Raw genomic sequence first — 24,861 nt, forward strand, 5'->3', positions numbered from 1 at the left:
TTGGAGCTATTTCCCGCTATCCATTACAATCTTTCTATTTTTAAAGAAATAATAGAAAGGATTTTCACTGCTATCGGGGCTAGGGCATTTGGGTTTTCGATGCATTTTTACCAATAATTTAATAGGTGTCGTTCATACGGAACTTTATTCCTTATTATTGATACCTGCCAACTGCCAACGGATTAAAATCCGTTGCTACAATATGAATCGTTCCTACGGAACTTTTACGCACCTATAAAAGCCGTAGGCTCGGCCAATAGCACTTTATTCCTTTTGTTTTATTTTAAACGGATTAAAATCCGTTCTTGATATGTCGAAAATGGATATTGTAGGGTATAAGCACTGTACAGTCAATCAGGAAGATCGAGATTTTCTATTTCAGGAAATAATAAAAATCGAAAACAAACAAAAGCATAAAATAATTACATACGATTGCTGTGGGATAACAATTCAAAAATAAGCAATTTGTTAAATCATTTTTCGTCGTGTAAATTTGTAGAATAACCTTAAAAAGCAATCAAAATGATTATAAAAGAAAACGAATACAAAGAAATACGTAATACCGATTTAGGTAAAAATATTCCAGTCAAAATTTTAAAGATTAACGAATTTGATATAAAAATAAAAGACTTAATTGAAAACACTGAATATAAGATTTACAAAGTTAGTCAAATAGGACATCCAACTAAAACTCCATATATTAATGATAAAATGATCGAAGGGTGTGGATTTAAAAAAAATATAAGCGGAAATTACGAGTTGAATGATATTGTCATAATAGAATGTATTCCAATTATAAAACAAATTAATTTATCAAAGCAACAAGAATTTGAAAGGGATTTTTATGGACATAAAATTTTATTAAAAACGGATGTTAATGACTTTATTCAAAATAATATCGAAACGATTCATAATACTACATTAAGAGAGTTTAAAACAAAGAATGATACTGTTTTTTGCGTTGAAGATTTTTGTGAAAAATTAATAGAATTTGGTGTAACTAATTTTGATTTTGAAAAACTATTAATTGAACAATGTAAACCATTTTAATAAGCATCGCACAACAGCTATTTTTTCGTTGTGTGCTATTACAACTTTAGTTTTCTAAATTTTCGATTTCGGTTTTCAAATTTTCTAAATGACGATTGATTATTGCCCAAACTATTGAATTATCAATGCTATCATAAGCGTGAACCAAACGATTGCGAAAGCCAATAATTTGTTTGCCATTTTCAATTACAAATTCATTTTCAATCAGTTTTAATTTGTTCAGAGCTTCTCCAATAATTACCAATTGTCTTTCGACTGCACTTTGAGTTTTTCTGTCTTTATCATACGTATTGAAATCAGTAATGTCAATAGTAAATTCGCGAATTAAGGTTATTGCCATTAAGACGTCAGAAAGATACTTTTTGCTCTTTTCCGTCATAAAGTAAAATTTTTGTAGAGTCTATATTTTTTCTAAGAATTGGGTTTTTAATGGATGAATGAGTCAATAAATCAACTTTTCTTTGAAAAAATTCTTCGAGTTTGTCCCAAATATTCATCAAATTTTCCCCACGCTCGATTGGGTCTTCAGTATCAATTTCGATTAGTAAATCAATATCGCTGGATTCATCATTGAAATTTTCTGTCACAGCAGAACCAAAAGCATAAATATTTTTAACATTATGTCTTTTGCATAATGCTAAAAATTCCGCTAATTTCATTTGTATAGACTCTTTCATTTTCATATTGCTAAGATAGTTTATTTTTTTAAAAGATGTTTTCTGTTTTACAGATAACACATCCAGAAAGAGAGCTGTCTTTTATATATTTGTAACCGTAATCAATGAAGAGTATATATCATGGCAAAAGGACCTGAAAAAAATACCAAAAATAAGGCTTTACATACCAAATTGCTCAATCGTAAAAAGGCTAAACTTCAAGAAGAAAAAAAAGAAAAAGCGTTGCGTTTAAAAGCGTTGGTTACAAAAATGAATCAGAAAAAGATTAGTAATGAATCTGATGTCAGTTAAATGGTAACGCAAATCCAATCTGCGTTAATCTGTGCAATCTGTTGCTAAAAAAAAACTTTTCGATTCTTCACTATTTTACCTGAAATTTGCAGCAAATATTCAAACACAAAACCTATGGAATTCGGTAGAATAATTATTTCAGAAACAGCAATGAACAGTGAAAATCTCAAAGATGTTATTCACTCTAATATTTCGGTAATCAACTTAATGCGAGAGGAAGGTATAAATGATGATTTGATTCACGAAGATGCTTTGATGAGTTATTATTTAGATTATTATACGTCGCAATATACCGAAGGAAATTTTGCTCAATTTGTACACAATTCGGGTTGGGATAAAGAACTGAACGAATTGATTGAAGAAGGTTTGGCATTGATTGGCGCCGAAAAACATTTGGAATTGTTTCAACAGCACTCCAAAAAAGTAAAATTAATGAGCAGTGTTAAGCTGAATAAATTCCTGAAAGGAAAATTGGAAGGAGTAAATCCTATTCGAGATTTACTCAACAACGACGCTTTTTTCGAAATAGAAGAAAACCTAAATACGCTGAATGCTGATTTTCTTAAAACCCACCCAGATTTCGAAGTCCTTTCTGTTGACGACATGTTTGCCACTTTAGAAGAATTTGTAGGGCATGAGATTAAAAGAGACTAATCTAAAGTCAAAAGTCGCAAGTCTTAAGGTCTCATTCTTATTGCGTTTAGTTGGTTGCTGATTTTATTCGATTGATTGTAAATCACATGCAATACTAATCGGGTAATAATCGCTACATTTGACTTTAAGGCATTAAGACTTGCGACTTTTGGACAAACTTTCCCTCATTTCTACCAAACATTTCCCTAAATTTGCTTTCATTATTATAAAAGTTAGCGTTAAAAAAATCAACTATGTTACAAATCGCATTTATTAGAGAGAATCAAGAAAAAGTAATCACCGCTTTGGCAAAGAGAAACATCGATGCTACAAGTGTTGTTGAAGAAGTGGTACAACTGGATGAGAGACGTCGGGCTACGCAAGTAGAGTTAGACGGAATTTTATCCGAATCTAATAAATTATCTAAAGATATTGGCGAATTGATGAAAGCTGGAGAGAAAGCTAAAGCCGCAATTTTAAAAGAAAAAACAGTTTTAAATAAAGAGAAAAGTAGGAAATTAGCCGAAACTGCTGATGTACTTGCTGCAGCACTTTTAGAGAAATTATATACGTTACCCAATCTTCCTGCCGATATAGTCCCTAATGGGAAAACACCAGAGGAAAATCTAAACGTTTTTGAAGAAGGGGAGATTCCAGTTTTACACGAAGGCGCACAACCGCATTGGGAATTGGTAAAAAAATACGATATCATTGATTTTGAATTGGGAGTAAAAATCGCTGGCGCAGGATTTCCGGTGTATAAAGGAAAAGGAGCCAAGTTACAACGCGCCTTAATCAATTATTTCTTGGATAAAAATACCGCTGCAGGGTACAACGAAGTTCAGGTTCCGCACATGGTAAATGAAGCATCGGCTTACGGAACGGGACAATTACCAGACAAAGAAGGGCAAATGTACCATGATAAAACCGATGATTTATATCTGATTCCAACCGCTGAAGTTCCGGTGACGAATTTATTCCGTGATGTAATCCTTAACGAAAATGAATTGCCGGTTCTAACTACGGCGTACACGCCATGTTTCCGTAGAGAAGCAGGTTCTTATGGCGCGCACGTGCGTGGGTTGAATCGTTTGCATCAATTTGATAAGGTGGAAATTGTTCGTGTAGAACATCCGGATAGATCATACGAAGCTTTGGATGGAATGGTGGAACACGTTAAAAATATTCTTCGTGAATTGAAATTACCATATAGAATATTGCGTCTTTGTGGCGGTGATATGGGTTTCACAGCAGCTTTGACCTATGATTTCGAAGTGTTTTCTACCGCGCAAGACCGTTGGTTAGAAATCAGTTCGGTTTCAAATTTTGAAACTTTTCAAGCGAATCGTTTAAAATTACGTTTTAAAGATAAAGACGGAAAAAATCAATTAGCACACACCTTAAACGGAAGTTCATTGGCTTTGCCACGAGTTTTGGCTGGAATTTTAGAAAATTACCAAACTCCGGAAGGAATCGTAATACCGGAGGTTTTGCGTCCATATTGTGGATTTGATAGTATCAATTAGTTAAAACACTACTGAAAAATATTTTGTTGATGAAAAGAATTACGGTGTTCTGTGGTTCCAGTTTTGGGAATGAAAAAAATTATGAGCTTCAAGCTTTCTTACTGGGAAGTGTAATGGCTAAGAAGAATATTGATTTGGTTTACGGTGGCGCAAAAGTTGGTTTAATGGGTGCGGTTGCAAATGGTGTTTTGAGTGAAAACGGCAACGTATTTGGTGTTTTACCTCGTTTTTTGATGTCTAAAGAGGTGGCTCACGATAATTTGACCGAATTAATCATTGTAGAAAGCATGCACGAAAGAAAAACCAGAATGAATGAATTAAGCGATGGCGTAATTGCATTGCCTGGTGGATTTGGAACTTTAGAGGAGTTTTTCGAAATGCTCACCTGGGGGCAACTGGGACTTCATAAGAAACCCATTGGAATTTTAAACGTTGATGGATTTTATGATTTATTATTGCAATTCATCCAAAAAATGGTCGATAGCGGTTTTCTAAAAGAAATCAATCAAAAAATGATTTTGGTTAGTGGTACTGCGGAGGAATTGCTGAACAAAATGGAAAATTACACGGCGCCGGAAGTTGGAAAATGGATTAAAAAGGGAAATGAATAAAGACACCAATGTTTATTCCAAAACCTAAATCTGAATTAGAAAAACAGATAAAAAATGAAAAAAATAGTTATCTTAATACACCTGTTTTTATCGCTATTCGCTTTCGCGCAAAACGAACAATTGGCGCAGTATTATTATGATAAAGGTGATTTTGAAAAAGCAAAAATCAGTTATGAAGAATTATTAGAAAACATACCACAAAACACACAATATTTTCTAAGAACAATTGACTGTTACCAGCAGTTAAAGCAGTTTGATGTTGCAGAGAAAGCGATACAAACACGATTAAACAAATACAATCAAGGCAATCTTCTTGTTGAGTTAGGTTATAACTTTAAGTTGCAGAAAAACGATGCAAAAGCCAAAAATTTCTACGATCAGGCATTAGAACGAATCAAGAAAAATCCAAATGAGGTTTATGGTATTTCTAATTCTTTTGAGAAAAAAGTATTGTTAGATTACGCCTTAAAATCCTACCAAACCGCTACGGAATTAGAACCTAATTTAAATTTTAATTATCAAATAGCACTGCTTTATGGGCAATTGGGTAATGCCGAAATGATGATTTCAACCTTCTTAAATGAAGCCTTTGCAAATCCACAAAATTCGATAATGATTCAAAATCAGTTGGCTCGTTTCATGGTTGATGAGGGAGATGCCAGTTTTAATGAAACCTTGCGCAAGGCATTAATTATAAGAACGCAAAAAAATCAGGATATTTTCTGGAATCGGTATTTGAGTTGGTATTATGTACAGAAAAAAGAATTTGAAAAAGCATTTATCCAAGAAAAAGCAATTTATAAACGCGACCCGGAATCACTCTCTAATATTGTCAATTTAGGACAATTGGCTATTGAGGAAGACAATCAGGACGCGGCAAAGGAGATTCTTGGTTTCGTTTTGGAAAACACAAAAGATTTAGAACTGTTGATTCAAGCCAATTCCTATTTGATAAAAATGAAAATAGGGAAGGCTAAAGAAAAAGATTTTGCTGCCATCAATGCAGAATTACAGGCTTTACTCAAACAATATGAAATAAGTCCTTTTACCTTATCTTTGCAGCTGATTCAAGCGCATTTTGTTACTTTTAATTTAAAAAAACCGGAAGATGGAAAAGCAATAATTACGAAAGCACTAGAGTTGGAATTGAATGATTATGATGTGGCTCAAGCCAAAATGGAATTAGCAGATATTTTGCTTTATGAAGAAAAATTCAATCAAGCGTTGATTTATTATTCCCAAATTGAATTGGATTTAAAAAATGATGTGATTGCGCATGAAGCCAGTTTAAAGTCGGCAAAAACGAGTTATTTCAAGACTGATTTTGTCTGGGCATTAAGACAATTTAAGGAACTGAAATCGGCTAATACACAATTGATTGCAAATGATGCTTTGGAATATTTTCTTTTGATTAATGATAACACCGTTGCAGATTCGACACAAACGGCTTTGAAGCAATTTGCAAAAGGAGATTATCTTTTATATCAAAACAGGAATCAGGAAGCGGAAGCTCAATTTCAGACGATATTAAAAAATTACAAAGGGCAGGAAATAGAGGCGGTTACGTTATTGCGATTAGGAAGAATTTACGAAAAACTGGGTGATTTTACTTTGGCTTTAAGCCAATATCAAAGTATTATAGACCATCATAGTGATGGGATTTATGTTGACGAAGCATTGTTTTTTTCGGCAGAAATTTATAACAAACAATTAATTTTGCCCGAAAAAGCAAAACCATTATACGAAAAGATAATTTTCAATCATCAGGACAGTATTTATTTTGTTGATGCCAGAAAGACATTCAGGCAACTGAGAGGCGATACAAATTTATAAGTTAATGTTTAATCGGTTAATTGTTTAACCGATTAACCTATAAACCGATTAACCAAATTAACAATAATGATAATATACAACGTTACCACAAACATACATCAAAGCGTTCACGATCAATGGATGATTTGGATGCAACACAAACACATTCCTGAAATTCTGGCTACAGGGAAATTCTCATCAGCAAGAATGGTGCGGGTGCTAATTGAAGAAGAATTGGGAGGCGTCACTTATTCTGTTCAATACACGACGGACAGCAAAGAAACTTTGGAGAAATATTATCTGGAGAACGCACCGGCTTTTCGTGAAGAAGGAGCGAAGTTATTTGGAGACAAAATGCTTGCTTTTAGAACGGAATTAGAGTTGATTGCGGATTATTAACGTCATTGCGAGAAACCAAGCATTCATATGCGGGTTATCGTTTTGAACCACAATCTTGAAGTCAAAATTTGCGAAATCAAGTCGGATTGTTAAAATAGATATAATTGGAGGACACAATTTATGATTTCCAATTATTAAAAATATAAAAAGTTCATTTATGAGTAACGAAATTTCTTTAGTTCCCGATGATGTGGTAATGAATAAAATTTACTTCATCAGAAACCAAAAAGTAATGCTGAATCGTGATTTGGCAGCGCTTTACGGGGTTGAAACTAAAAGGTTGAATGAATAAGTTAAAAGAAATTCAACTAGGTTTCCTGAAGATTTTATGTTTCAACTTAACGAAATTGCGACTTCAAGTTGGGGAGGGAATAGAAAATTGCCTTATATTTTTACAGAACACGGTGTATTGATGCGTTCAAGTGTCCTCAATAAATAGAATAGAAAATATAAAACTACTGCTTTGCGCCTTTGCGTCTTTGCGAGAAAAAAATAAAATGGAAAAAGTAAAAGCAAAAAAACACCTCGGACAACATTTCTTGAAAGACGAAAGCATTGCAAAAGACATTGCTGACACGTTGAATTTAGAGGGATATGATGATGTATTAGAAATAGGTCCGGGAATGGGAGTTTTGACTAAATATTTATTGGACAAGCCAATCAATACCTACGTTATAGAAATCGATACGGAATCAGTTACGTATTTAGACGAAAATTACCCAAAATTAAAAGATAAAATTATTTCTAAAGATTTCCTGAGATACAACATCAACGAAGTTTTTGAAGGAAAACAATTCGCTATCATTGGGAATTTTCCATATAATATTTCGACACAAATTGTTTTTAAAACATTAGAATATCGCCACCAAATTCCGGAATTTGCCGGGATGTTCCAGAAAGAAGTGGCGCAGCGCATTTGCGAAAAAAAGGGAACAAAAGCATATGGAATTCTGTCGGTTTTGGTACAGGCATTTTATGATGCCGAATATTTATTTACTGTAGATGAAAACGTATTTATTCCGCCACCGAAAGTAAAATCAGGAGTTTTGCGTTTACGCCGAAAAGAAGATTATAGTTTGCCTTGCGGCGAAAAATTATTTTTCACGGTAGTAAAAACGGGTTTTCAACAACGTAGAAAGACTTTGCGTAACAGTTTAAAAACCTTAAATTTGTCAGATAAACTGAGAGAGGATCCTGTTTTTGATCTTCGACCAGAACAACTAAGTGTAGAACAGTTCATAGAACTTACCCAAAAAATAGAAGCCGATGGAATTTAAAATCAGCAAAGAGCTTATTAAACAAATAGCTCAACTCATTCAAACTAAGGACAACCAGCAGTTGGAAATTTTGTTAAATGATATGCATCATGCTGATTTTGCAGAAATTCTTGACGAAATTGATATTAATGAAGCTACCTATATTTTTAAAGTATTAGACAGTGAAAAAACGGCCGAAATTCTTCTGGAACTGGAAGATGATTTGCGGGAGAAGATATTAAGTAGACTTTCACCAAAAGAAATTGCCGAAGAGCTTGATGAACTCGATACCAATGATGCCGCTGATATTATTGGAGAGCTTTCCAAGGATAGAAAAGCAGAGGTAATATCAGAACTTCAAGATGTAGAACACGCCAAAGGTATTGTTGATTTGTTGCGTTATGACGAGGACACTGCGGGTGGAATCATGCACAAAGAATTGGTGAAAGTTAATGAGAATTGGAATGTGCTTACTTGCGTAAAGGAAATGCGAATTCAGGCAGAGAACATCTCTAAAGTGCATTCTATTTATGTGGTGGATGATGACAACAAACTTAGGGGTCGTTTGTCGCTAAAGGATTTGCTAACGGCACCAACTACTAAAACACCTATTAGTGAATTTTACATCCGAAAACTAAATTATGTAGATGTCGAAACGGCAGATGTTGAGGTGGCTCGAATTATGGACAAGTACGACTTAGAGGCAATTCCTGTTGTGGATGAATTGGGACGTTTGGTAGGTCGAATAACTATAGATGATATTATTGACGTCATAAAAGATGAAATTGAAAAAAGAGATACTGAAGATATTCAAAAATTTGGGGGGTTGGAAGCCCTTGAATTGCCTTATGTGCAAACGAGACTTTTCGAAATGGTAAAAAAACGCGCCACTTGGTTAGTCGTTTTGTTTTTAGGAGAAATGTTTACAGCTTCTGCAATGGGATTTTTTGAAGGAGAAATAGAAAAAGCAGTAGTTTTAGCACTTTTTGTTCCTCTCATCATTTCGAGTGGAGGAAATTCTGGTTCACAAGCCGCAACTTTGATTATTCGTGCAATGGCATTGAAAGAATTAGACTTAAAAGACTGGTGGTTTGTAATGAAAAAAGAAATTGCATCAGGATTTTTATTGGGCTCTATCTTAGGGATTGTAGGTTTTATTAGAATTATGATTTGGCAACAAACAGGATTGTACCAATATGGAATTCATTGGTTTGCTATCGCAATGACGGTTTCACTTTCATTAGTCTTTATCGTTTTATGGGGTACGCTTTCAGGCTCAATGATTCCATTTTTATTAAAAAAACTTAGACTAGATCCTGCAACATCATCAGCGCCATTTGTAGCGACCTTAGTCGATGTAACGGGTTTAGTTATTTATTTTTCAATCGCCTCTTTATTATTAAAGGGCAAATTATTATAAGAAGGGTATGAATTCGTGAACTATTAACTAACACAATAACCACAACCAGCATGAAAATTCATATAATTGGCGGAGGAAACTTAGGAGTCGCTATTGCAAAAGGATTGTCAAAATTTTCACAAAGAAATCAAATTACCATAACGCGAAGAAATACGACAAGCATTCTTTATTTAGAACAATCAGGCGTGACTGTTTCTACAGATAATAAACATGAAATTCAAGACGCAGATATCATTATTCTGACCATAAAACCGTATCAGGTAGATACTGTTTTGGCAGAAATTCTTCCTGTGATTTCTAACAAAGTAATCGCTTCGGCCGTGAGTGGACTGTCAATCGAAAATTTACAAAATAAGATAGGTGTTGGCAATAGCGCTATCCGAATCATGCCGAATATTGCATCACAATTTGGCGCATCGGCAACCTGTATTGCTTTTCATGAAAAGGACAAAGAGAAATCACAAAACGTAGTTGCTCTTTTCCAGGATTTAGGAACAGCTCCAATAATTGACGAAAAATTGATGGATGCGGCCACGGTTCTTGCGGCCAGCGGAACCGCCTTTGCCTTGCGCTACATTCGTGCTTCGATGCAAGCTGGAATCGAAATAGGATTTGACTGGCAAACTGCACTGGCCATTTCAGCACAAACCGTAAAAGGAGCTGCCGAAATGATCATGGAAGAACAAATTCACCCCGAACAATTAATTGACCGCGTAACGACACCACAGGGTTGTACCATTGCGGGATTAAACGAAATGGAAATGCACGGATTCAGTTCGTCATTGATACGTGGAATCAAAACCTCTTTAAAACAAATTAAAGGATAAATGCCATTTGGGGAGTGAGCACATTAAAAAAAAAGGGTCTTCTCATCGTAACTGTTGAGAAGACCTTTTTTTTATTGGCGTCCAGCTATCCGCTCCGCCGCGGTGGATTGCTTCTATCTCTCCCGCACCAAAGTATAGTTTGTGTATGTGTTTTTTACATCAGAAATTAAAAATCTGCAATCATTCATTATTCCTTTTCATGAGTTTATGAAGAAAAACAGTCTGTGTTTTTTATAAAAAAAATCATATATTTTAAAAAGTAAGCTTTAAAAAAATCAGACCAAATGGCTAGTAAGGATGATTTTGTTAGTTTTATACGGAAGCATTTCCATTTACGGATCATTATCGCATCAATTCGCATCAAAAAAATAGTTTTCAAATAAAATCTAATCTTATTTTGACGAATTTACATTGTGAATCAATAGGTCTTTTTTTAAAGTGACCATATCCCACAAAACGCTCCCAATTTATCAAAATCAAATAATACATTATCAAATCTCCACCAGCTGCGCATAGTGTTCATTAGCTTTATATAAAGTGTTTTTAAATCATTAATATAATCCGTTAAGCTGCGCAAATGTCTCTGACTTTGCGCAATTTTCATAATTAATTATAGAAACGTAATTCTTTAAAAATCTTGTATATAATTTGAGTAATCACATTCATATAATAGTTCAATCCCGTGAAGGTAAAGTACCTGATTTGATGCGATATTTTAAAAAATTCATGGCAAAGACTATTTTAGATAAAATACAAAATAGTCCCGAAAACCGGAGAGATTGGATGTTGGAGCGATCCAAATTAGCTACAGAAAGTCATACGAGAAGCAAAAATCATCAGTTTTGGCAATATGTCAATCCTGCAGGAGAAATTTATGCGAATCAATTCATGTGGTCAAAATTAGATTTCATTCATTTAAATCCCGTCGGGGAAGGACTTTTTGATAAAGCATCACATTATCTTTATTCAAGCGCAAGTAATTTTATCTATGATTCGGGTTTTTTAAAAACAGAAAAAGCAGATAAACCTATCGTTAATGTTTTGGAGGATTAGTCTTTTGCCAAATGCACTCACTATTGAAATTCTGTTAAAAGGTCAGGAGGCTTTAAGGCGTTTGTATTTAGTAACTGGATTGTAAAATGGCGAAAAGTCAGAGACATTGGCGCAACTTTTCACAAAATACTTTGTGTTAAACTTTAGGCGTTTGTATTTAACAAGAGGATTGTAAATTAGCATAAAATCAGAAACCTACGCACAGCTTTTACGATCTTGTTTTTAGTAGTGGGGTCAACAGATATTTTTATAAATATATTTCATCAATCCATCGAAAAGGCCAAGTGCCTTAAGTTGCCAAACAATCACAACAATGTTAAATTTTATGTTCTTTGTTCATAATATTTTTTTTAAATCAGAAGTTGCAGGTCCATTTATTACTTTGCCTTCATTGGTAAAACGGGAGCCGTGCATAGGGCAATCGAATGTTTTTTCGTCAGCATTCCATTGTAGTATACCTCCTAAGTGTGGACAAACTGCGGAAGAGAGATGAACATTATTCTGTTCGTCACGAAATGCTGCAATTTTTTTTAATCCAAATGAAATGATTCCACCTTCACCTAATTTTAAATCGCCTATTTCTTTTATATCTTCGGGAGTAAACCAGTCGCCATATTGCGCTACCATGTTTCCAACTTCGTGTAAGTAATCAGCAGTAGTTTTTAATGTAAAGCGAGATGGGCTGTATATTTTAATCAAGGGGTTTTCTTTTCCGGTAATTATGTCGGTGATAATCATTCCGCCAAGCGTTCCGTATGTCATACCGTTACCCGAATCACCTGTAATAATGTAAATATTATCTTCACCTGGATTCTTGCCAATGAATGCCAATGAATCAAGAGGTTCCATTACCTGACCAGACCATTTGAATTCGATAGCCCCAATGGCTGGAAAATGTTTCTTTGTCCATTTTTCCAGTTTAGCGTATCGGTCTTCCTCTTTGATATTCTCCTCATCTGCCTGACCTGTACGATGGTCTTCTCCACCTGCAATCAATATGTCGTACTGCTCATCAAACTCTTCCAAACGGACATAATGATAGGGCTTTGCTAGCCATTTTGAGCTATAATCACCAGTGTCCCACCACAATGCATAAGGTAGTTTTCCTTTAGGAACTTTGGCAGCTATCACATACGTGCGATAAGGCCATTGTTTAGTATGTATTTTTACCCAGTCATTAATGGGAGTGTTAGTTGCAACTACAATGTGATTTGCTTTTACTTTAAAACCGTTTGCAGTAGCACCTTCAGTCGTGATATTTTCGGCTTTTGTTTGTGTAAAGATTTCTCCTCCCAATTTTATGAAGGCACTAGCTAAACCTTTAATATAAAGAAGTATATGAAACTGGGCCTGATCAGCAAATTTAAGACACCGCTTTCCTTTTTCAGCTGCAATGGACGGAACAGAATCTAGCATCTCAGTAATAAGTCCGGCACGTTTTGTAGCTTCGTATTCCTTTTCTAATGTTTCCTTGGTATCAGAAGGGTGTAAAAACAAATAGCCATCCACTCTTTTAAAATGACAATTAATTTTATGATGTTTAATGGTATCTGCGAACCATTCAATAGCAGCCATGTGACTACTGGCTGCTAATTTTGCAGTATGTTCATCGAAAGTTTTTTCTAATTCAAAATAACGATCGTCCAGCGCACACGTAAGGTGAGCAGTAGTTCTTCCAGTTTCACCGCTTGCAATAAATCCGTCTTCAACCAAAATCACTTTACGTCCTTCCTTTGCAAGACAGTACGCAGTTGTAAGTCCTGCAATACCACCTCCTATAACTAAAATATCAGTATCAATATTTTGGTTTAATTTCTCAAAAGCTAGTGGTTTTATGGACGATGAAAACCAATAAGAAAGATTATTTCCAGAGGTTATAGTACCATTTTCAAATTCGGAAGTAGTATCAGGAGTTTTCATTTGAGACTTTTTTAGTGGTGGGTTTTCATTATGCTCATTTTGGTTTCCTTTGATTTCCTTTAAAGGATAAATTTACGAAATAAATTTAATAATATAAACCCGTTAGATGAAATAAATTATAATAAAAAAACGATTAAATATTTGTCAAAATACTGAAATTCAATAGATTTGAATCTAAAAATCAACCAATAACTATGTGAAATATTTCGTTTAGAAAGAAAACTGAAAATGACCGATATTGAGGTTTTTGCTTTTAGTTTGACTGCTAAATTTATGTCAATTGAAAGTAAAAATGTTTTGTTTCATAAATCCAAATAATTTAATTCAACGTGACTATTTCATGATAAAATAGTACGCCAAAATACAAGGATGGCTAAAATGGACTAATTTTAAGTTACCAAATATTTCAAATTATAATTTCATGGCAAAACCAGCTGCGCAAAGTATTCTCTAGCTTTATATAAATTGTTTTTAAATCAATAATATTATCGGTTAAGCTGCGCAGATGTCTATTGACTTTGCGCAATTTTCAGAATTAGTTATAGAAACGTAAATCTTTAAAAGTCTCCCTGCTTTTTACCTAAAGCTTTTGCAAATTCAAAAAGGAATAAATTAATTATCTGTAAAAAAAGAAATAATAATGAAAGAAGGCATGTTATTATAGATCAAACATTAACTCATTTCAAAACAGCAACAGGTTAGATTCATGTTTTTAGCCGACAAACGTATAAAGAAAGTGGTCTTAAAATATCTTGATTTTTTTGCACTCAACAAAAGGGAATAGTTTGGTCGGTATCTGATTATGTGTAATCACATTCATATAATAGTTTCCATCCCGTGACGGTAAACTACCTGATTTGATGCGAAATTTTAAAAATTAATGGCAAAGACAATTTTAGATAAAATACGAAATTGTCCCGAAAGCCGAAGAGACTGGATGTTGGAGCGATTTAAATTTGCTTCAGAAAGTTATACGAGAAACAAAAATTATCAATTTTGGCAATATGTCAATCTTGCGAGAGAAATTTATACGAATCAATTCATGTGGTCTATATTAGATTACATTCATTTAAATCCTGTCCGGGCAGGACTTGTTGAGAAAACAGCTCATTATATTTATTTAAGCACAAGTAAATATGTAGAAGATTCGGGCTTTTTAAAAATAGAAAAAGCAGATAACTCTAACGTTAATTCTATGGAGGCTAGTATTTTGATAAATGCATTCAGTATTTAGATTCTGTAAAAAGTCAGGAGACTTTAAAGCGATTGCATATAGTGACAGGATTGTAAAATGGCGCAAAGTCAGAGACATTTACGCAACTATTCACAATATACTTTGTGTTAAACTTTAAGGCATTTGTATTTAACAACAAGCCTGTAAAATAGCTTAAAATCAGACACCTATGCGCAACTTTTGCGAACTTGTTTTTGGTAGCGGAGGAATTGAATAGTTTGATTACTTCCCTGTAAATCAAACTCAAATAATTCGTACATTTCGAAAAAAAACTACCATGAAAAAACTATTGCTGCTAACCCTTATTTTACTTTCAATCTACACCGTAAACGCCCAACAAGACAAACACAAACAAGTGCTGCGACATGTGGTGATGTTTGGATGGAAAGAAGGAACGGATGCTGCCTATATCACTAAAGTGGTAACCGCTTTGAATGATTTGAAGCATAAAATCCCAACCATTAAATCATTTGAATGGGGAACCAATAACAGCCCTGAAAATTTGAATAAGGGTTTGACACATTGCTTTATACTTACATTCATCAGTGAGAGTGATAGAGATGCTTATCTTATTCATCCGGATCACAAAGCTTTTGTTGCGCTGTTAAACCCAGCTCCTGAGAAAGTCACAGTGTTTGATTATTGGGCTAATAAGTAAGCGAAATCTATTTTAAAAACAGAAAACAAATAACTACTAAATAATTAATTCGCATCCTTTAAATGAAAAAAGTAATAGCATTCCTAATTCTGGCATTCAATCTAAACGCAAACGCTCAAGAAGTAAGTGTTGACAAATCAATTTTTGGAGTACAAGCCGGATTTGGAGTACACATAGGAATTTGGTTCAATAATGAAAGTAAATTATCGAATAGCATCGCATTACGAAGCGAAATTGGTCTTGAAAAAGATTTTACAGTTGGCGATCATTATGATGGCGCTGGTTTTATTTTGCAACCGGTACTAACATTAGAACCAAGATATTATTACAATCTGGAAAAAAGGAATTCAAAAGGTAAAAATACTACCAATAATAGCGGAAATTATTTCTCCATTAAAACAAGTTATCATCCGGATTGGTTTGTAATAAATTTAGCCGATAATGTAACTAAAACAGCTGATTTAGCAATTGTTCCTACATGGGGGTTGAAACGTCAAATAGGGACTCATTTTGCGTATGAAACCGCTGTTGGATTTGGGTATCGCGTCGTGTATTTGAAAGAGAATTCGGTTAATGGGAATGTTCAAAATGTAGATGGCGCTTATAATAGAAATCAATATATTCCTTATGTGCATTTGGGAATTGGATACATTTTTTAGTAAAAGAAGAAAACCAATCAAGTACACATTTTTAGTTATTGGGATAAAAAAATATTTTTATACAGCCTGTTAAATGATTTAGCTTGTAAATAGTTCAATTATAATCATAAATTTTCAATAAAAAAGGGTGTTTAGCTTTAAGCTAAACACCCTTTTTTATTGAAAAGATCAATTAAACGATGGGTTTAATCTTCATTTTTTTGATTGGGGTTTTTAAGGTGTATTTCAACCAAAGAAAACCAGCTGTTCCGGCAATAAATGAAGCAATTAGAATCGCAATTTTAGAATAGGTAATTACCTCTTCGCCATTATTTTTATACGCTAGCAATGTTATAAATATGGACATGGTGAAACCAATTCCACCCAACATTCCTGCGCCAAAAATAGTTTTCCATTGTAAATTTCGAGGCAAAACACAAAGTCCCAGACTTACGCCTAAAAAAGAGAAAAGCCAAATTCCGAGTGGCTTTCCAATGACAAGCCCTACTATAATTCCTATAGTGTTGGGATGAGTCAGTCCTTCGTGCCAATTGGAATCTATGGCTATACAGGTATTGGCTATGGCGAACAATGGCAGAATAAAAAAGGCTACGGGTATGTGTAAAAAATGCTGAATTTTATAAGAGGAAGTTTTTTTGCTTCCATCACCAAACGGAATTACAAAAGCTAATAAAACTCCTGTAATAGTGGCATGCACTCCAGAATTAAGCATGAAATACCACATGGCAACACCGCCGATTAAATACGGAAATAAATTGTGAATTTTCATGCGATTCAGAATAAATAAACCGCCAAGAATACCCAAAGCTATAAATAAATTTACAAAAGCAATTGTTGAGGTGTAGAATATGGCAATGACAATTATGGCGCCCAAATCATCAATTACAGCAAGTGCAGTTAAAAATACCTTAAGCGATGTGGGAACGCGATTTCCTAATAAGGATAAAATACCAATCGCAAAAGCGATATCGGTAGCCATAGGAATTCCGGCTCCGTTTTGTGTTAAAGTTCCAAAATTTAGTGCTAGAAAGATTCCGGCAGGAACTAGCATTCCGCCTAAGGCACCAAAAATAGGCAATGCGGCATTTCTGATACGGGACAATTCACCTATGTAAATTTCGCGTTCCAGTTCTAAACCTATTAAGAGGAAAAAGAGGGTCATTAGTCCGTCATTAATCCAATGTGTGATAGAGTGGTGGCCCAATTGGGTTTCCCAAAATGCAATATATTGTGTTTGAATCGAGGAGTTGGCGAGGCAAAGGGAGAGTATAGTTACAAAAAGCAACAATAATCCTCCGGCTTTTTCGCTTTCAAAAAAGGTTTTAAATGTTTTTGTTAATCTCATTTTTTGAATTTTATTATTATTGAATTCAGGATACGTATTTCCAGAATAGAAAGAATGCTAATTTACGCTTTTGGGAGCTATTTTTTTGTTAATTTGGGGTATTAAAACTTAGAAATTTTTATTATGGACATCAAAATCCTTCATATTGATAGCAATCATCCTTTGCTTTGGAATCAATTGCAAAATGCCGGTTTTGTAAATCATAGCGATTTTACTAGCTCAAAAGAAGAAATAGAATCCAAAATTCAGGATTACCAAGGAATTGTCATTCGAAGCCGATTCAAAATTGATAAGGTATTTTTGGACAAAGCCACTAATTTGCAATTTATCGCACGAGTAGGAGCTGGTTTAGAAAGTATTGATTGCGAATATGCAGCATCTAAAAACATTACGCTTATTGCAGCACCGGAAGGAAACAGGAATGCCGTTGCCGAACATGCTTTAGGAATGATTTTATCTCTGTTTAATAAATTGAATCAAGCAGACAGCGAGATACGAGCGGGGCATTGGAACAGGGAAATCAATCGCGGTCACGAACTTGACGGAAAGACCGTTGGAATTATTGGTTACGGAAATATGGGAAAATCATTTGCGAAAAAACTCCGTGGTTTTGATGCGGAAGTATTGTGTTATGACATAAAGGAAAATGTGGGAGACCGTAATGCCAATCAAGTTTCATTGCAAGAATTTCAGGAAAAAGTAGATGTAGTCAGTCTTCATATTCCATGGATTCCGGAAACCGATAAAATGATCGATGTTGATTTTATAAATGGGTTTGCCAAATCATTTTGGATAATAAACACCTCTCGCGGCAAGAATATTGTTACCGCCGATTTAGTTTTGGCGATGGAATCTGGCAAAATACTCGGAGCAGGTTTGGATGTTTTGGAATATGAGAAATTGTCTTTTGAGACCCTTTTTCACGATAAAAATACGCCAGAAGCTTTCCAATACTTATTGAAGGCGAAGAACGTAATTCTGACGCCTCATATTGCCGGATGGACATTTGAGAGTCAGGAGCGGTTAGCGCAAGTAATTGTTGATAAAATTAAAGCAAAATATTTTGGCCAAGAGAAAAGGATGCAGCCGGAGAAAAGAGTTATAGGAATTGGTGGTTTTTTCTTTAAATCGAAAAATCCAAAAGAATTGGTCGCTTGGTACAAAAAACATTTGGGTTTGAAAACCGATGACTATGGTTCTACTTTTTGGTGGAATGACAATGATGGAAATGACTGCTCCATCCAATGGTCGCCGTTTGCAAATGATACTACTTATTTTACGCCAAGCGAAAAACAGTTTATGCAAAACTTCCGGGTGCATGATTTAGAAAATTTATTAAAAAAATTATCGGATGAGGGTGTAACAATTGTAGGTGATATGGTGACATATGAGTATGGGAAATTTGGATGGGTGCTGGATAGCGAGGGAAATAAAATAGAATTATGGGAATAAACGGATAAATAATTCAAATAAAATTTTAAATATTTAATAACTTAAATTTAACCAAACTAACGCAAATGGAAGTAACTGTTCAAGAAACTTGGAACACTCCAAGAAAACCTATTCCGGTATTTAAAGTAGATCCGGTAGTAGTATTAATTTTCGGATTTTTAACCTGTGGATTGTATTTAATCTATTGGAACATTAAAGTTGCTGCAGTTTTTAATGCAGTTTCTGAGCGAGAAGTTATCTCGCAACCAATTGCTGTTTTTGCAGGTTGCTGCTACCCTGTTAATATTTATTTCTTTTATTTGGCTGGTAGAGACGGACTTCCGGATGTTTATAGAAGAGCGGGTTCTCCTGAAAAGGATGATACGGTTTTGTTGCTTATTTTAGGTCTTTTCTTTCCAATGATTGCTGCAATGATAGTTCAAAATGATATTAATAAATTATACAATTAATATTAAGGATAAACGTAAGATTTACGGAATCATCGGCGCCACATTAACGCTTTTGGTTCCGTTTTTTTTAATGTTTTTTAATGAGAATAACCATCTTGAAACGGATCAATCTTTGTGTCCTTTCAAAATGATTACAGGATTTCCTTGTCCGGGCTGCGGGATTACAAAATCATTAGTTTATTTTTATGAAGGAGATTTTTATAAGTCTATTAGCTACCATATATTGGGGCCTTTTGTAATTGTATTTTGCTTAATAGCAATTGTTGTATTAACTACAGAATTGATTACTAAAAAGGAATGTTTTAACGCAGTACTGTATAATAAAAAACTAGCCTATGGTTTGGGTTTTTTTCTTATTGTTTACCACTTCATAAGATTGGCTTTCTTTATAAAAAACCATTCATTAGATTCTATTTTGAAGGAGTCAATCTGGAGATAAATTTTAGTCCACAAAAAATCCCGTTCATTTTAGTAGAACGGGATTTTTTATGTAGTCGGAAACTGAAATTAATCTTCTTTTTCGCTTAATTTTCTCTCCAATTCAGTTTGAAATTCTTCCATTACGGGTTTCATCGTGCTTTCCGGTATATCAGCAATCCGGATATACATCAATCCGTCAACGGCATTATTAAAAAGCGGATCAACATTAAAAGCAACCACCTTTGCATTTTGTTTGATGTATTTTTTAATCAAAACCGGTAAACGCAAATTTCCTGGTTCTAGTTCGTCTATAATTTTATCAAACTTATTTAAATCGGATTCAGCTTCGTCAAATATGAAATCCTTATCGGCATCTTTTAATTTTACCTTATACGCTTTCTTTGGATGAATGTATTGTGCAATATACGGATCGTAATAATTCGATTTCATAAATTCAATCATGAGTGATTTTGAAAAGTCAGAAAACTGATTGCTGATACTCACGCCGCCAAGTAAATATTTATGTTCTGGATAACGTAATGTAGTGTGCATAATTCCTTTCCAAAGCAAGAAAAGAGGCATGGGTTTTTGTTGGTATTCTTTAATGATAAAAGCACGGCCCATTTCGATAGACTTGTGCATCATGTCATGTAATTCAGGTTCAAATCGGAAAAGATCATTCAAATAGAAACCATTTATTCCGTATTTTGGATAAATTTCAGAACCCAATCCCATTCTATAAGCTCCCGCAATTTTATTGGCGTCACTATCCCATAGAAAAAGATGATGGTAATATTGATCATGTTTGTCTAAATCAATGGATTCGTTTGTTCCTTCGCCCACTTCTCTGAAAGTTATTTCTCTTAGACGTCCTATTTCATGAAGAATATTGGGTATTTTTTTTGCTTCGGCTAGAAACACTTCGTAGTTTTTGCTTAATAATAGTCGGCAATCAGTACTTCGCAGTGCGTTTACTTCCTTAGTCATTTTTTCCTGACTGGCCGCAGTAACAATTTTTTTAGGACTTTTAGGAATTTTCAAAGTTGGTGTCGGCAAAAAAGTACTTTCTTTTTCAAAAGGATTTGCAAGCATATACGTTTTCTTTCGCAAAAACTCTGAATATTCCGCTATCGATGCGTGTTCATTTTGTTCGCTTACGGAAATAGGCTTACCAACACGAACTTTAATCACGCGGTGTTTTTGGCTAAATACTTCCGAAGGCAGTTTTGCCGTCCTAAAAGTGCTGCTTATTTTAGACAAAAGATAAAATAATCGACTGTTTTTTGCATGAAAATAAATAGGAACAACTGGAACTTGTGCTTTTCTAATTACTTTAATCGCCCCTTCTTCCCAAGGTTTGTCGACCATTAATTTACCATCTTTGTAGGTAGAAACTTCTCCCGCAGGGAACATTCCCAGCGGCTTTCCATCGCTTAAATGACGTAATGTTTCTTTGATTCCTACTACACTTGATTTAGCATCCTTATGATTTTCAAAAGGATTAACTGGCATGATGTATTTCTTGAGTGGTTCAATTCGATGCAAAAGAAAATTGGCGATAATTTTGAAATTAGGTTCTCTTTCAAGCATTAATTTCAATAGTAAAACGCCGTCAATACCTCCCAAAGGGTGATTTGAAATCGTGATATAAGCGCCATCTTTTGGTAACCGTTTTAAATCCTCTTCTGGGATTTCAAATTTTATTTGTAGATCATCTAATATTCCATTCAGGAAATCAACATCAGTTAAATGTTTATTTCTGTCGTATACTTTGTTTAAGGTTGAAATTTTTAAGATCTTCATAAGCATCCAGCCTGAAAAAGTACCTAAAACCCCATACTTATCTGCATTTATCGCTTTTGCGACTTCTTTGGCGGTTACTAAACCCATGTATTTTTTAATTTTTTTTGAGCAAGAAACAAAGATAGCAAAAAACTCCATTTTCTCTCTTTTTCTGAGTCAAACTTATCCTTTTTTATTACATTTGAAACACTAAAATTAAATTAATGAAAATTATTTCATACAACGTCAACGGAATTAGAGCTGCCATTTCAAAAGGATTTATTGACTGGTTGCAGCACGCAAATCCAGATATCATTTGTCTTCAGGAAATTAAAGCAACCGAAGACCAAGTTCCGGTCGATGACATCACAAAGGCAGGCTATCCGTATCAGTATTATTATTCCGCAACCAAAAAAGGGTATAGTGGCGTGGCCATTCTCTCCAAAATAAAACCTAATAATGTAGTTCACGGAACCGGTATTCACCATATGGATTTCGAGGGAAGGAACCTTCGGGCTGATTTTGATGACTTTTCAGTGATGAGTTTATACTTGCCATCGGGGACAAATATCCAGCGATTGGATCATAAATTCATGTTCATGGATGATTTTCAAAATTACATTGACGAACTCAAAAAAGAAACGCCAAATCTTATTATCTGTGGCGATTATAACATTTGCCATGAAGCAATAGATATTCATGATCCTATCAGGAATAAGAACATATCGGGATTTTTACCGCAAGAAAGAGCCTGGCTTGATGGGTTCATGAAGTCGGGATTTGTGGATAGCTTTCGCCATTTCAACAGTGAGCCGCACCAATATTCATGGTGGAGTTACCGCGCTGGAGCGAGAGGGAATAACAAGGGCTGGCGCATTGATTACAATTTAGTAAGCGATACCCTAAAACATAAACTGAAAAGAGCCGTTATTCTTCCTGATGCAGTTCATTCAGATCATTGCCCTGTTTTGGTAGAACTAGAGTAGCATTTAGGTGTTATTTCCCACTATCCGTTGCAAAATGAAATTAACTGAACACGAAATATAGTATTAATGTGGTGAAGTAATCTTATTATTTTTTAAAAAAAAATAATAAGGATTTCCGTTTCAATCGTGGCTATTATATTGCATGCTGATTTAACTTTACGATTAACCACTAATATCTTTTAAATCCAAATGAAAAAACTACTACTTATTTTATTAACATTACAATTTTGTATACAATCTTATGCCCAAGTTAATTTTGAAAAAGGCTATTTTATTGCCAATAATAATGTCAGAACTGAATGTTTTATAAAAAATAAAGATTTGTATAATAGTCCAAAATCATTTATCTATAAATTAAATGAAAAGGAATCTACCACTACTGGTGCGGATATTACTAACATCAAGGAATTCGGAATTACAAACATTATAAAATACGAGAGAAATTTGGTGAAAATAGATACGTCAAGCGCTAATCTTAATAAACTAAGTGAAAAAAGCGACCCAGAATGGAAAGACAGAACACTTTTTCTTAGAGTGTTAATAGAAGGTCAATCCATTTTGTATGAATATAAGGAAGAAAACACAAAAAGATATTTTTATAAATTGAATAATGGTCCGGTTGAACAACTTATCTATAAAAAATATTTTGTTATGAACTCCAGTTTCACCAAATTAGCGGTGAACAATGATTTTCAAAAACAATTGTGGGTAAATATGCGTTGTGAGAATGGGAATATGGGAAAGTTGATGAAATTAGAATATTCTAAAAAAGATTTAACAGATTATTTTGTATTATATAATAATTGTACGAATAATAATTATACGAATTATGTCGGCAAAACGACCACCGGTAGCATTAATTTTAAATTGAAAGGAGGGATGAATGCATCACCAAATAAAAATTACGATAGCCAGGAGCAAAAGGTGGAATATTTTGGAAATAAATGGTATCCAAAATATGGTGCAGAAATTGAATACATTTCCCCTTTTAATAGAAATAAATGGGCGGTTTATTTTGAATTAACCTATCAAACCTATCAATACAAGTCTATTGTAACAGAACATAGTTCGTCAGGGGTATTGTTTGAAAATATTTATAAATATGACAATTCTGTTAGTCAGATTCTTCCTAATATTGGCTTAAGACATTATATGTACATGAATAATAATTCTAGTGTTTTTATTAGCGTTAGTTTATTCTCTAGTTATGGTCTTGGCTATAGCTATCAACGTAAATTCAATATAGAGTTTCGAAGAAGTGCTATTGGTTTTGCGAAATACTCTGTAGTTTTGGGATACACCCTATTTAATAATGATAAACAAAAATAAAAATGATAAAAAGAGTTTCCATCGGATTACTAATACTGGCACTTTCAAGTTCTTGCGTATCTAAGAAAATATACAACGATTTAGAAAGTAAATTCACGGATCTAAAAAAAGAAAACAGAAGCTTGGCCGATGACAATGCCGATTTACTAAAGGATAAAAACCAATTAGAATTAGATCGCGATGCTGTAAAAATGGATTTAAGTAAATCTAAATCGGAGCTGGATAAATTGAAAATGGATTATGCAGCAGCTCAAAATAAATTTAAAGTGTTGCAGGATTCTTATGCCGCTTTAGAAAAAAATAGCAGCGACGCTATGCAAAGCAACATGAAAAAAAATCGGGATTTGCTGGAACAATTAGACGAGAAAGGGAAAGCATTAGCATTAGAGCAAGAAAGTTTGAATAAAAGTTCCCAGCGTTTGCAGGAATTAGAAAATTTGATTGCTGCCAAAGAAACGAGCATGAAAAAACTAAAAGAAACGTTGTCGAAAGCGTTGAATAGTTTTGAAGGAAAGGGCTTAACAGTAGAACAAAAAAACGGAAAAGTATATGTTTCTATGGAGAATAAACTACTTTTCAATTCCGGAAGTTGGGCGGTAGGTTCTGAAGGGAAAAAAGCAGTAATTGAAGTAGGTAAAGTTTTGGGTGACAATCCAGATATTTCCGTGCTGATAGAAGGACATACAGATGATGATGCTTTTACTGTTTCAGGTCCAATAGCGGATAACTGGGATTTATCTACTAAAAGAGCTACTGCGATAGTAGCGATTTTGAGCGAAAACAAAAAAATTAATAAACAAAACTTAACGGCGGCAGGACGAAGTGAATTTTCTCCTTTAGCAAGTAATTCAACTGCCGAAGGAAAAGCAAAAAACCGCAGAATCGAAATTATTCTTACACCAAGATTAGATGAAATTTCTAAGATGTTGAATGAGATAAATTAAGGTTAAGACAGCTAGTATAATAAGTTTTACCATGACGATTATAAGAGCGGATTTAAAGAAGCTTAATTTCGTAATGGTTTATAAAAAGAGCTTCCTTTGACCGCTAATTCGTTAATTTTAGCTTTAGA

The 24,861-nt window shown here is 34.1% G+C and carries 25 protein-coding genes and 2 pseudogenes; 22 read left to right on the forward strand and 5 right to left on the reverse strand.

The window, feature by feature from the left end; all coding sequences use genetic code 11:
* Positions 1–522: 522 nt before the first annotated feature.
* Positions 523–1,050 carry a hypothetical protein gene (locus tag ACFX5D_RS03355; protein ID WP_379856844.1) on the forward strand — a complete coding sequence of 176 codons (528 nt, stop codon included), beginning with the start codon at positions 523–525 and terminating at the stop codon, positions 1,048–1,050.
* Positions 1,051–1,096: 46 nt separating this feature from the next.
* On the opposite strand, the gene ACFX5D_RS03360 is transcribed toward ACFX5D_RS03355, so the two are convergent.
* Positions 1,097–1,429, reverse strand: coding sequence for a HepT-like ribonuclease domain-containing protein (locus tag ACFX5D_RS03360; protein ID WP_379856845.1), 333 nt, complete (start codon positions 1,427–1,429; stop codon positions 1,097–1,099).
* On the reverse strand, positions 1,398–1,727 hold the full coding sequence (locus ACFX5D_RS03365; RefSeq protein WP_379856846.1) for a nucleotidyltransferase family protein: 330 nt from the start codon (positions 1,725–1,727) through the stop codon (positions 1,398–1,400). Before ACFX5D_RS03365 ends, ACFX5D_RS03360 begins: the two co-directional genes overlap by 32 nt.
* Before the next feature lie 120 nt (positions 1,728–1,847).
* On the opposite strand from ACFX5D_RS03365, the gene ACFX5D_RS03370 reads away from it, so the two are divergent.
* The 11 genes and pseudogenes from ACFX5D_RS03370 (at position 1,848) to ACFX5D_RS03420 (ending at position 11,555) form a co-directional block, all read left to right on the forward strand.
* Positions 1,848–2,018 carry a hypothetical protein gene (locus ACFX5D_RS03370; protein WP_379856847.1) on the forward strand — a complete coding sequence of 57 codons (171 nt, stop codon included), beginning with the start codon at positions 1,848–1,850 and terminating at the stop codon, positions 2,016–2,018.
* A gap of 114 nt (positions 2,019–2,132) precedes the next feature.
* Positions 2,133–2,672, forward strand: a complete 540-nt coding sequence (locus tag ACFX5D_RS03375; RefSeq protein WP_379856848.1) for a DMP19 family protein — start codon at positions 2,133–2,135, stop codon at positions 2,670–2,672.
* Positions 2,673–2,905: 233 nt separating this feature from the next.
* Positions 2,906–4,177, forward strand: coding sequence for a serine--tRNA ligase (serS, locus tag ACFX5D_RS03380; protein ID WP_379856849.1), 1,272 nt, complete (start codon positions 2,906–2,908; stop codon positions 4,175–4,177).
* A gap of 29 nt (positions 4,178–4,206) precedes the next feature.
* Positions 4,207–4,788 carry an LOG family protein gene (locus ACFX5D_RS03385; protein WP_379856850.1) on the forward strand — a complete coding sequence of 194 codons (582 nt, stop codon included), beginning with the start codon at positions 4,207–4,209 and terminating at the stop codon, positions 4,786–4,788.
* A gap of 54 nt (positions 4,789–4,842) precedes the next feature.
* A complete protein-coding gene (locus tag ACFX5D_RS03390) occupies positions 4,843–6,621 on the forward strand; it encodes a tetratricopeptide repeat protein (protein ID WP_379856851.1) in 1,779 nt (592 codons plus the stop codon).
* A gap of 66 nt (positions 6,622–6,687) precedes the next feature.
* Positions 6,688–6,999: a DUF4286 family protein gene (locus ACFX5D_RS03395; RefSeq protein WP_379856852.1), complete on the forward strand. Its 312-nt coding sequence runs from the start codon at positions 6,688–6,690 to the stop codon at positions 6,997–6,999.
* A 196-nt stretch (positions 7,000–7,195) separates the two neighbouring features.
* A pseudogene (locus tag ACFX5D_RS03400) lies at positions 7,196–7,438 on the forward strand (ORF6N domain-containing protein).
* A 58-nt stretch (positions 7,439–7,496) separates the two neighbouring features.
* Positions 7,497–8,276 carry a 16S rRNA (adenine(1518)-N(6)/adenine(1519)-N(6))-dimethyltransferase RsmA gene (rsmA, locus tag ACFX5D_RS03405; protein WP_379856853.1) on the forward strand — a complete coding sequence of 260 codons (780 nt, stop codon included), beginning with the start codon at positions 7,497–7,499 and terminating at the stop codon, positions 8,274–8,276.
* Complete coding sequence (gene mgtE / locus ACFX5D_RS03410) at positions 8,266–9,675, forward strand: magnesium transporter (protein ID WP_379856854.1); 1,410 nt, start codon at positions 8,266–8,268, stop codon at positions 9,673–9,675. The genes rsmA and mgtE overlap by 11 nt, the downstream gene beginning before the upstream one ends.
* 50 nt (positions 9,676–9,725) lie before the next feature.
* Complete coding sequence (gene proC, locus ACFX5D_RS03415) at positions 9,726–10,502, forward strand: pyrroline-5-carboxylate reductase (RefSeq protein WP_379856855.1); 777 nt, start codon at positions 9,726–9,728, stop codon at positions 10,500–10,502.
* A 648-nt stretch (positions 10,503–11,150) separates the two neighbouring features.
* Positions 11,151–11,555, forward strand: a complete 405-nt coding sequence (locus ACFX5D_RS03420; RefSeq protein ID WP_379856856.1) for a hypothetical protein — start codon at positions 11,151–11,153, stop codon at positions 11,553–11,555.
* Positions 11,556–11,891: 336 nt separating this feature from the next.
* On the opposite strand, the gene ACFX5D_RS03425 is transcribed toward ACFX5D_RS03420, so the two are convergent.
* Positions 11,892–13,475, reverse strand: a complete 1,584-nt coding sequence (locus ACFX5D_RS03425; RefSeq protein ID WP_379856857.1) for an FAD-dependent oxidoreductase — start codon at positions 13,473–13,475, stop codon at positions 11,892–11,894.
* Positions 13,476–14,355: 880 nt separating this feature from the next.
* Here ACFX5D_RS03425 and ACFX5D_RS03430 point away from each other — a divergent pair.
* The 3 genes from ACFX5D_RS03430 (at position 14,356) to ACFX5D_RS03440 (ending at position 16,026) form a co-directional block, all read left to right on the forward strand.
* Positions 14,356–14,709, forward strand: a complete 354-nt coding sequence (locus ACFX5D_RS03430; protein WP_379856858.1) for a hypothetical protein — start codon at positions 14,356–14,358, stop codon at positions 14,707–14,709.
* A gap of 277 nt (positions 14,710–14,986) precedes the next feature.
* Positions 14,987–15,367: a Dabb family protein gene (locus ACFX5D_RS03435; RefSeq protein ID WP_379856859.1), complete on the forward strand. Its 381-nt coding sequence runs from the start codon at positions 14,987–14,989 to the stop codon at positions 15,365–15,367.
* Positions 15,368–15,429: 62 nt separating this feature from the next.
* Positions 15,430–16,026: a hypothetical protein gene (locus ACFX5D_RS03440; protein WP_379856860.1), complete on the forward strand. Its 597-nt coding sequence runs from the start codon at positions 15,430–15,432 to the stop codon at positions 16,024–16,026.
* 172 nt (positions 16,027–16,198) lie between these two features.
* Here ACFX5D_RS03440 and nhaA read toward each other — a convergent pair whose 3' ends face one another.
* Positions 16,199–17,371: a Na+/H+ antiporter NhaA gene (gene nhaA / locus ACFX5D_RS03445; protein ID WP_379856861.1), complete on the reverse strand. Its 1,173-nt coding sequence runs from the start codon at positions 17,369–17,371 to the stop codon at positions 16,199–16,201.
* A 123-nt stretch (positions 17,372–17,494) separates the two neighbouring features.
* On the opposite strand from nhaA, the pseudogene ACFX5D_RS03450 reads away from it, so the two are divergent.
* The 4 genes and pseudogenes from ACFX5D_RS03450 to ACFX5D_RS03465 form a co-directional block, all read left to right on the forward strand.
* A pseudogene (locus ACFX5D_RS03450) lies at positions 17,495–18,433 on the forward strand (2-hydroxyacid dehydrogenase); the annotation flags it as partial.
* 18 nt (positions 18,434–18,451) lie between these two features.
* A complete protein-coding gene (locus ACFX5D_RS03455) occupies positions 18,452–18,823 on the forward strand; it encodes a VOC family protein (protein ID WP_379857214.1) in 372 nt (123 codons plus the stop codon).
* Positions 18,824–18,888: 65 nt separating this feature from the next.
* Positions 18,889–19,272 (forward strand): DUF4234 domain-containing protein, encoded by a 384-nt coding sequence (locus ACFX5D_RS03460; RefSeq protein ID WP_379856862.1) that lies wholly within the window; start codon positions 18,889–18,891, stop codon positions 19,270–19,272.
* Positions 19,247–19,711, forward strand: a complete 465-nt coding sequence (locus ACFX5D_RS03465) for a DUF2752 domain-containing protein (protein ID WP_379856863.1) — start codon at positions 19,247–19,249, stop codon at positions 19,709–19,711. Before ACFX5D_RS03460 ends, ACFX5D_RS03465 begins: the two co-directional genes overlap by 26 nt.
* Before the next feature lie 68 nt (positions 19,712–19,779).
* Here ACFX5D_RS03465 and ACFX5D_RS03470 read toward each other — a convergent pair whose 3' ends face one another.
* Positions 19,780–21,582 carry a GNAT family N-acyltransferase gene (locus tag ACFX5D_RS03470; protein WP_379856864.1) on the reverse strand — a complete coding sequence of 601 codons (1,803 nt, stop codon included), beginning with the start codon at positions 21,580–21,582 and terminating at the stop codon, positions 19,780–19,782.
* A gap of 116 nt (positions 21,583–21,698) precedes the next feature.
* Between ACFX5D_RS03470 and ACFX5D_RS03475 the strand changes: the two genes are divergently transcribed.
* From ACFX5D_RS03475 to ACFX5D_RS03485, 3 genes are all read left to right on the forward strand, one after another.
* Positions 21,699–22,460: an exodeoxyribonuclease III gene (locus ACFX5D_RS03475; RefSeq protein ID WP_379856865.1), complete on the forward strand. Its 762-nt coding sequence runs from the start codon at positions 21,699–21,701 to the stop codon at positions 22,458–22,460.
* A 189-nt stretch (positions 22,461–22,649) separates the two neighbouring features.
* Complete coding sequence (locus ACFX5D_RS03480) at positions 22,650–23,789, forward strand: hypothetical protein (RefSeq protein ID WP_379856866.1); 1,140 nt, start codon at positions 22,650–22,652, stop codon at positions 23,787–23,789.
* Positions 23,790–23,791: 2 nt separating this feature from the next.
* Entirely contained in the window at positions 23,792–24,733 is a 942-nt protein-coding gene (locus ACFX5D_RS03485; RefSeq protein WP_379856867.1) for an OmpA/MotB family protein, read from the forward strand.
* The last annotated feature ends 128 nt before the right edge of the window (positions 24,734–24,861 follow it).

This window comes from Flavobacterium fructosi (genome assembly GCF_042787335.1).
Taxonomy (GTDB): domain Bacteria; phylum Bacteroidota; class Bacteroidia; order Flavobacteriales; family Flavobacteriaceae; genus Flavobacterium; species Flavobacterium fructosi.

Coding starts and splice junctions, on each gene's coding strand:
- serS (WP_379856849.1), top strand. CDS start 2,906: ATGTTACAAATCGCATTTATTAGAGAGAATCAAGAAAAAGTAATCACC.
- ACFX5D_RS03485 (WP_379856867.1), top strand. CDS start 23,792: ATGATAAAAAGAGTTTCCATCGGATTACTAATACTGGCACTTTCAAGT.
- nhaA (WP_379856861.1), bottom strand. CDS start 17,371: ATGAGATTAACAAAAACATTTAAAACCTTTTTTGAAAGCGAAAAAGCC.
- ACFX5D_RS03390 (WP_379856851.1), top strand. CDS start 4,843: ATGAAAAAAATAGTTATCTTAATACACCTGTTTTTATCGCTATTCGCT.
- ACFX5D_RS03385 (WP_379856850.1), top strand. CDS start 4,207: ATGAAAAGAATTACGGTGTTCTGTGGTTCCAGTTTTGGGAATGAAAAA.
- ACFX5D_RS03425 (WP_379856857.1), bottom strand. CDS start 13,475: ATGAAAACTCCTGATACTACTTCCGAATTTGAAAATGGTACTATAACC.
- ACFX5D_RS03460 (WP_379856862.1), top strand. CDS start 18,889: ATGGAAGTAACTGTTCAAGAAACTTGGAACACTCCAAGAAAACCTATT.
- ACFX5D_RS03435 (WP_379856859.1), top strand. CDS start 14,987: ATGAAAAAACTATTGCTGCTAACCCTTATTTTACTTTCAATCTACACC.
- ACFX5D_RS03455 (WP_379857214.1), top strand. CDS start 18,452: ATGCAGCCGGAGAAAAGAGTTATAGGAATTGGTGGTTTTTTCTTTAAA.
- mgtE (WP_379856854.1), top strand. CDS start 8,266: ATGGAATTTAAAATCAGCAAAGAGCTTATTAAACAAATAGCTCAACTC.
- rsmA (WP_379856853.1), top strand. CDS start 7,497: ATGGAAAAAGTAAAAGCAAAAAAACACCTCGGACAACATTTCTTGAAA.
- ACFX5D_RS03365 (WP_379856846.1), bottom strand. CDS start 1,727: ATGAAAGAGTCTATACAAATGAAATTAGCGGAATTTTTAGCATTATGC.
- ACFX5D_RS03375 (WP_379856848.1), top strand. CDS start 2,133: ATGGAATTCGGTAGAATAATTATTTCAGAAACAGCAATGAACAGTGAA.
- ACFX5D_RS03430 (WP_379856858.1), top strand. CDS start 14,356: ATGGCAAAGACAATTTTAGATAAAATACGAAATTGTCCCGAAAGCCGA.
- ACFX5D_RS03355 (WP_379856844.1), top strand. CDS start 523: ATGATTATAAAAGAAAACGAATACAAAGAAATACGTAATACCGATTTA.
- ACFX5D_RS03470 (WP_379856864.1), bottom strand. CDS start 21,582: ATGGGTTTAGTAACCGCCAAAGAAGTCGCAAAAGCGATAAATGCAGAT.
- ACFX5D_RS03465 (WP_379856863.1), top strand. CDS start 19,247: ATGATATTAATAAATTATACAATTAATATTAAGGATAAACGTAAGATT.
- ACFX5D_RS03370 (WP_379856847.1), top strand. CDS start 1,848: ATGGCAAAAGGACCTGAAAAAAATACCAAAAATAAGGCTTTACATACC.
- proC (WP_379856855.1), top strand. CDS start 9,726: ATGAAAATTCATATAATTGGCGGAGGAAACTTAGGAGTCGCTATTGCA.
- ACFX5D_RS03395 (WP_379856852.1), top strand. CDS start 6,688: ATGATAATATACAACGTTACCACAAACATACATCAAAGCGTTCACGAT.
- ACFX5D_RS03440 (WP_379856860.1), top strand. CDS start 15,430: ATGAAAAAAGTAATAGCATTCCTAATTCTGGCATTCAATCTAAACGCA.
- ACFX5D_RS03360 (WP_379856845.1), bottom strand. CDS start 1,429: ATGACGGAAAAGAGCAAAAAGTATCTTTCTGACGTCTTAATGGCAATA.
- ACFX5D_RS03475 (WP_379856865.1), top strand. CDS start 21,699: ATGAAAATTATTTCATACAACGTCAACGGAATTAGAGCTGCCATTTCA.
- ACFX5D_RS03480 (WP_379856866.1), top strand. CDS start 22,650: ATGAAAAAACTACTACTTATTTTATTAACATTACAATTTTGTATACAA.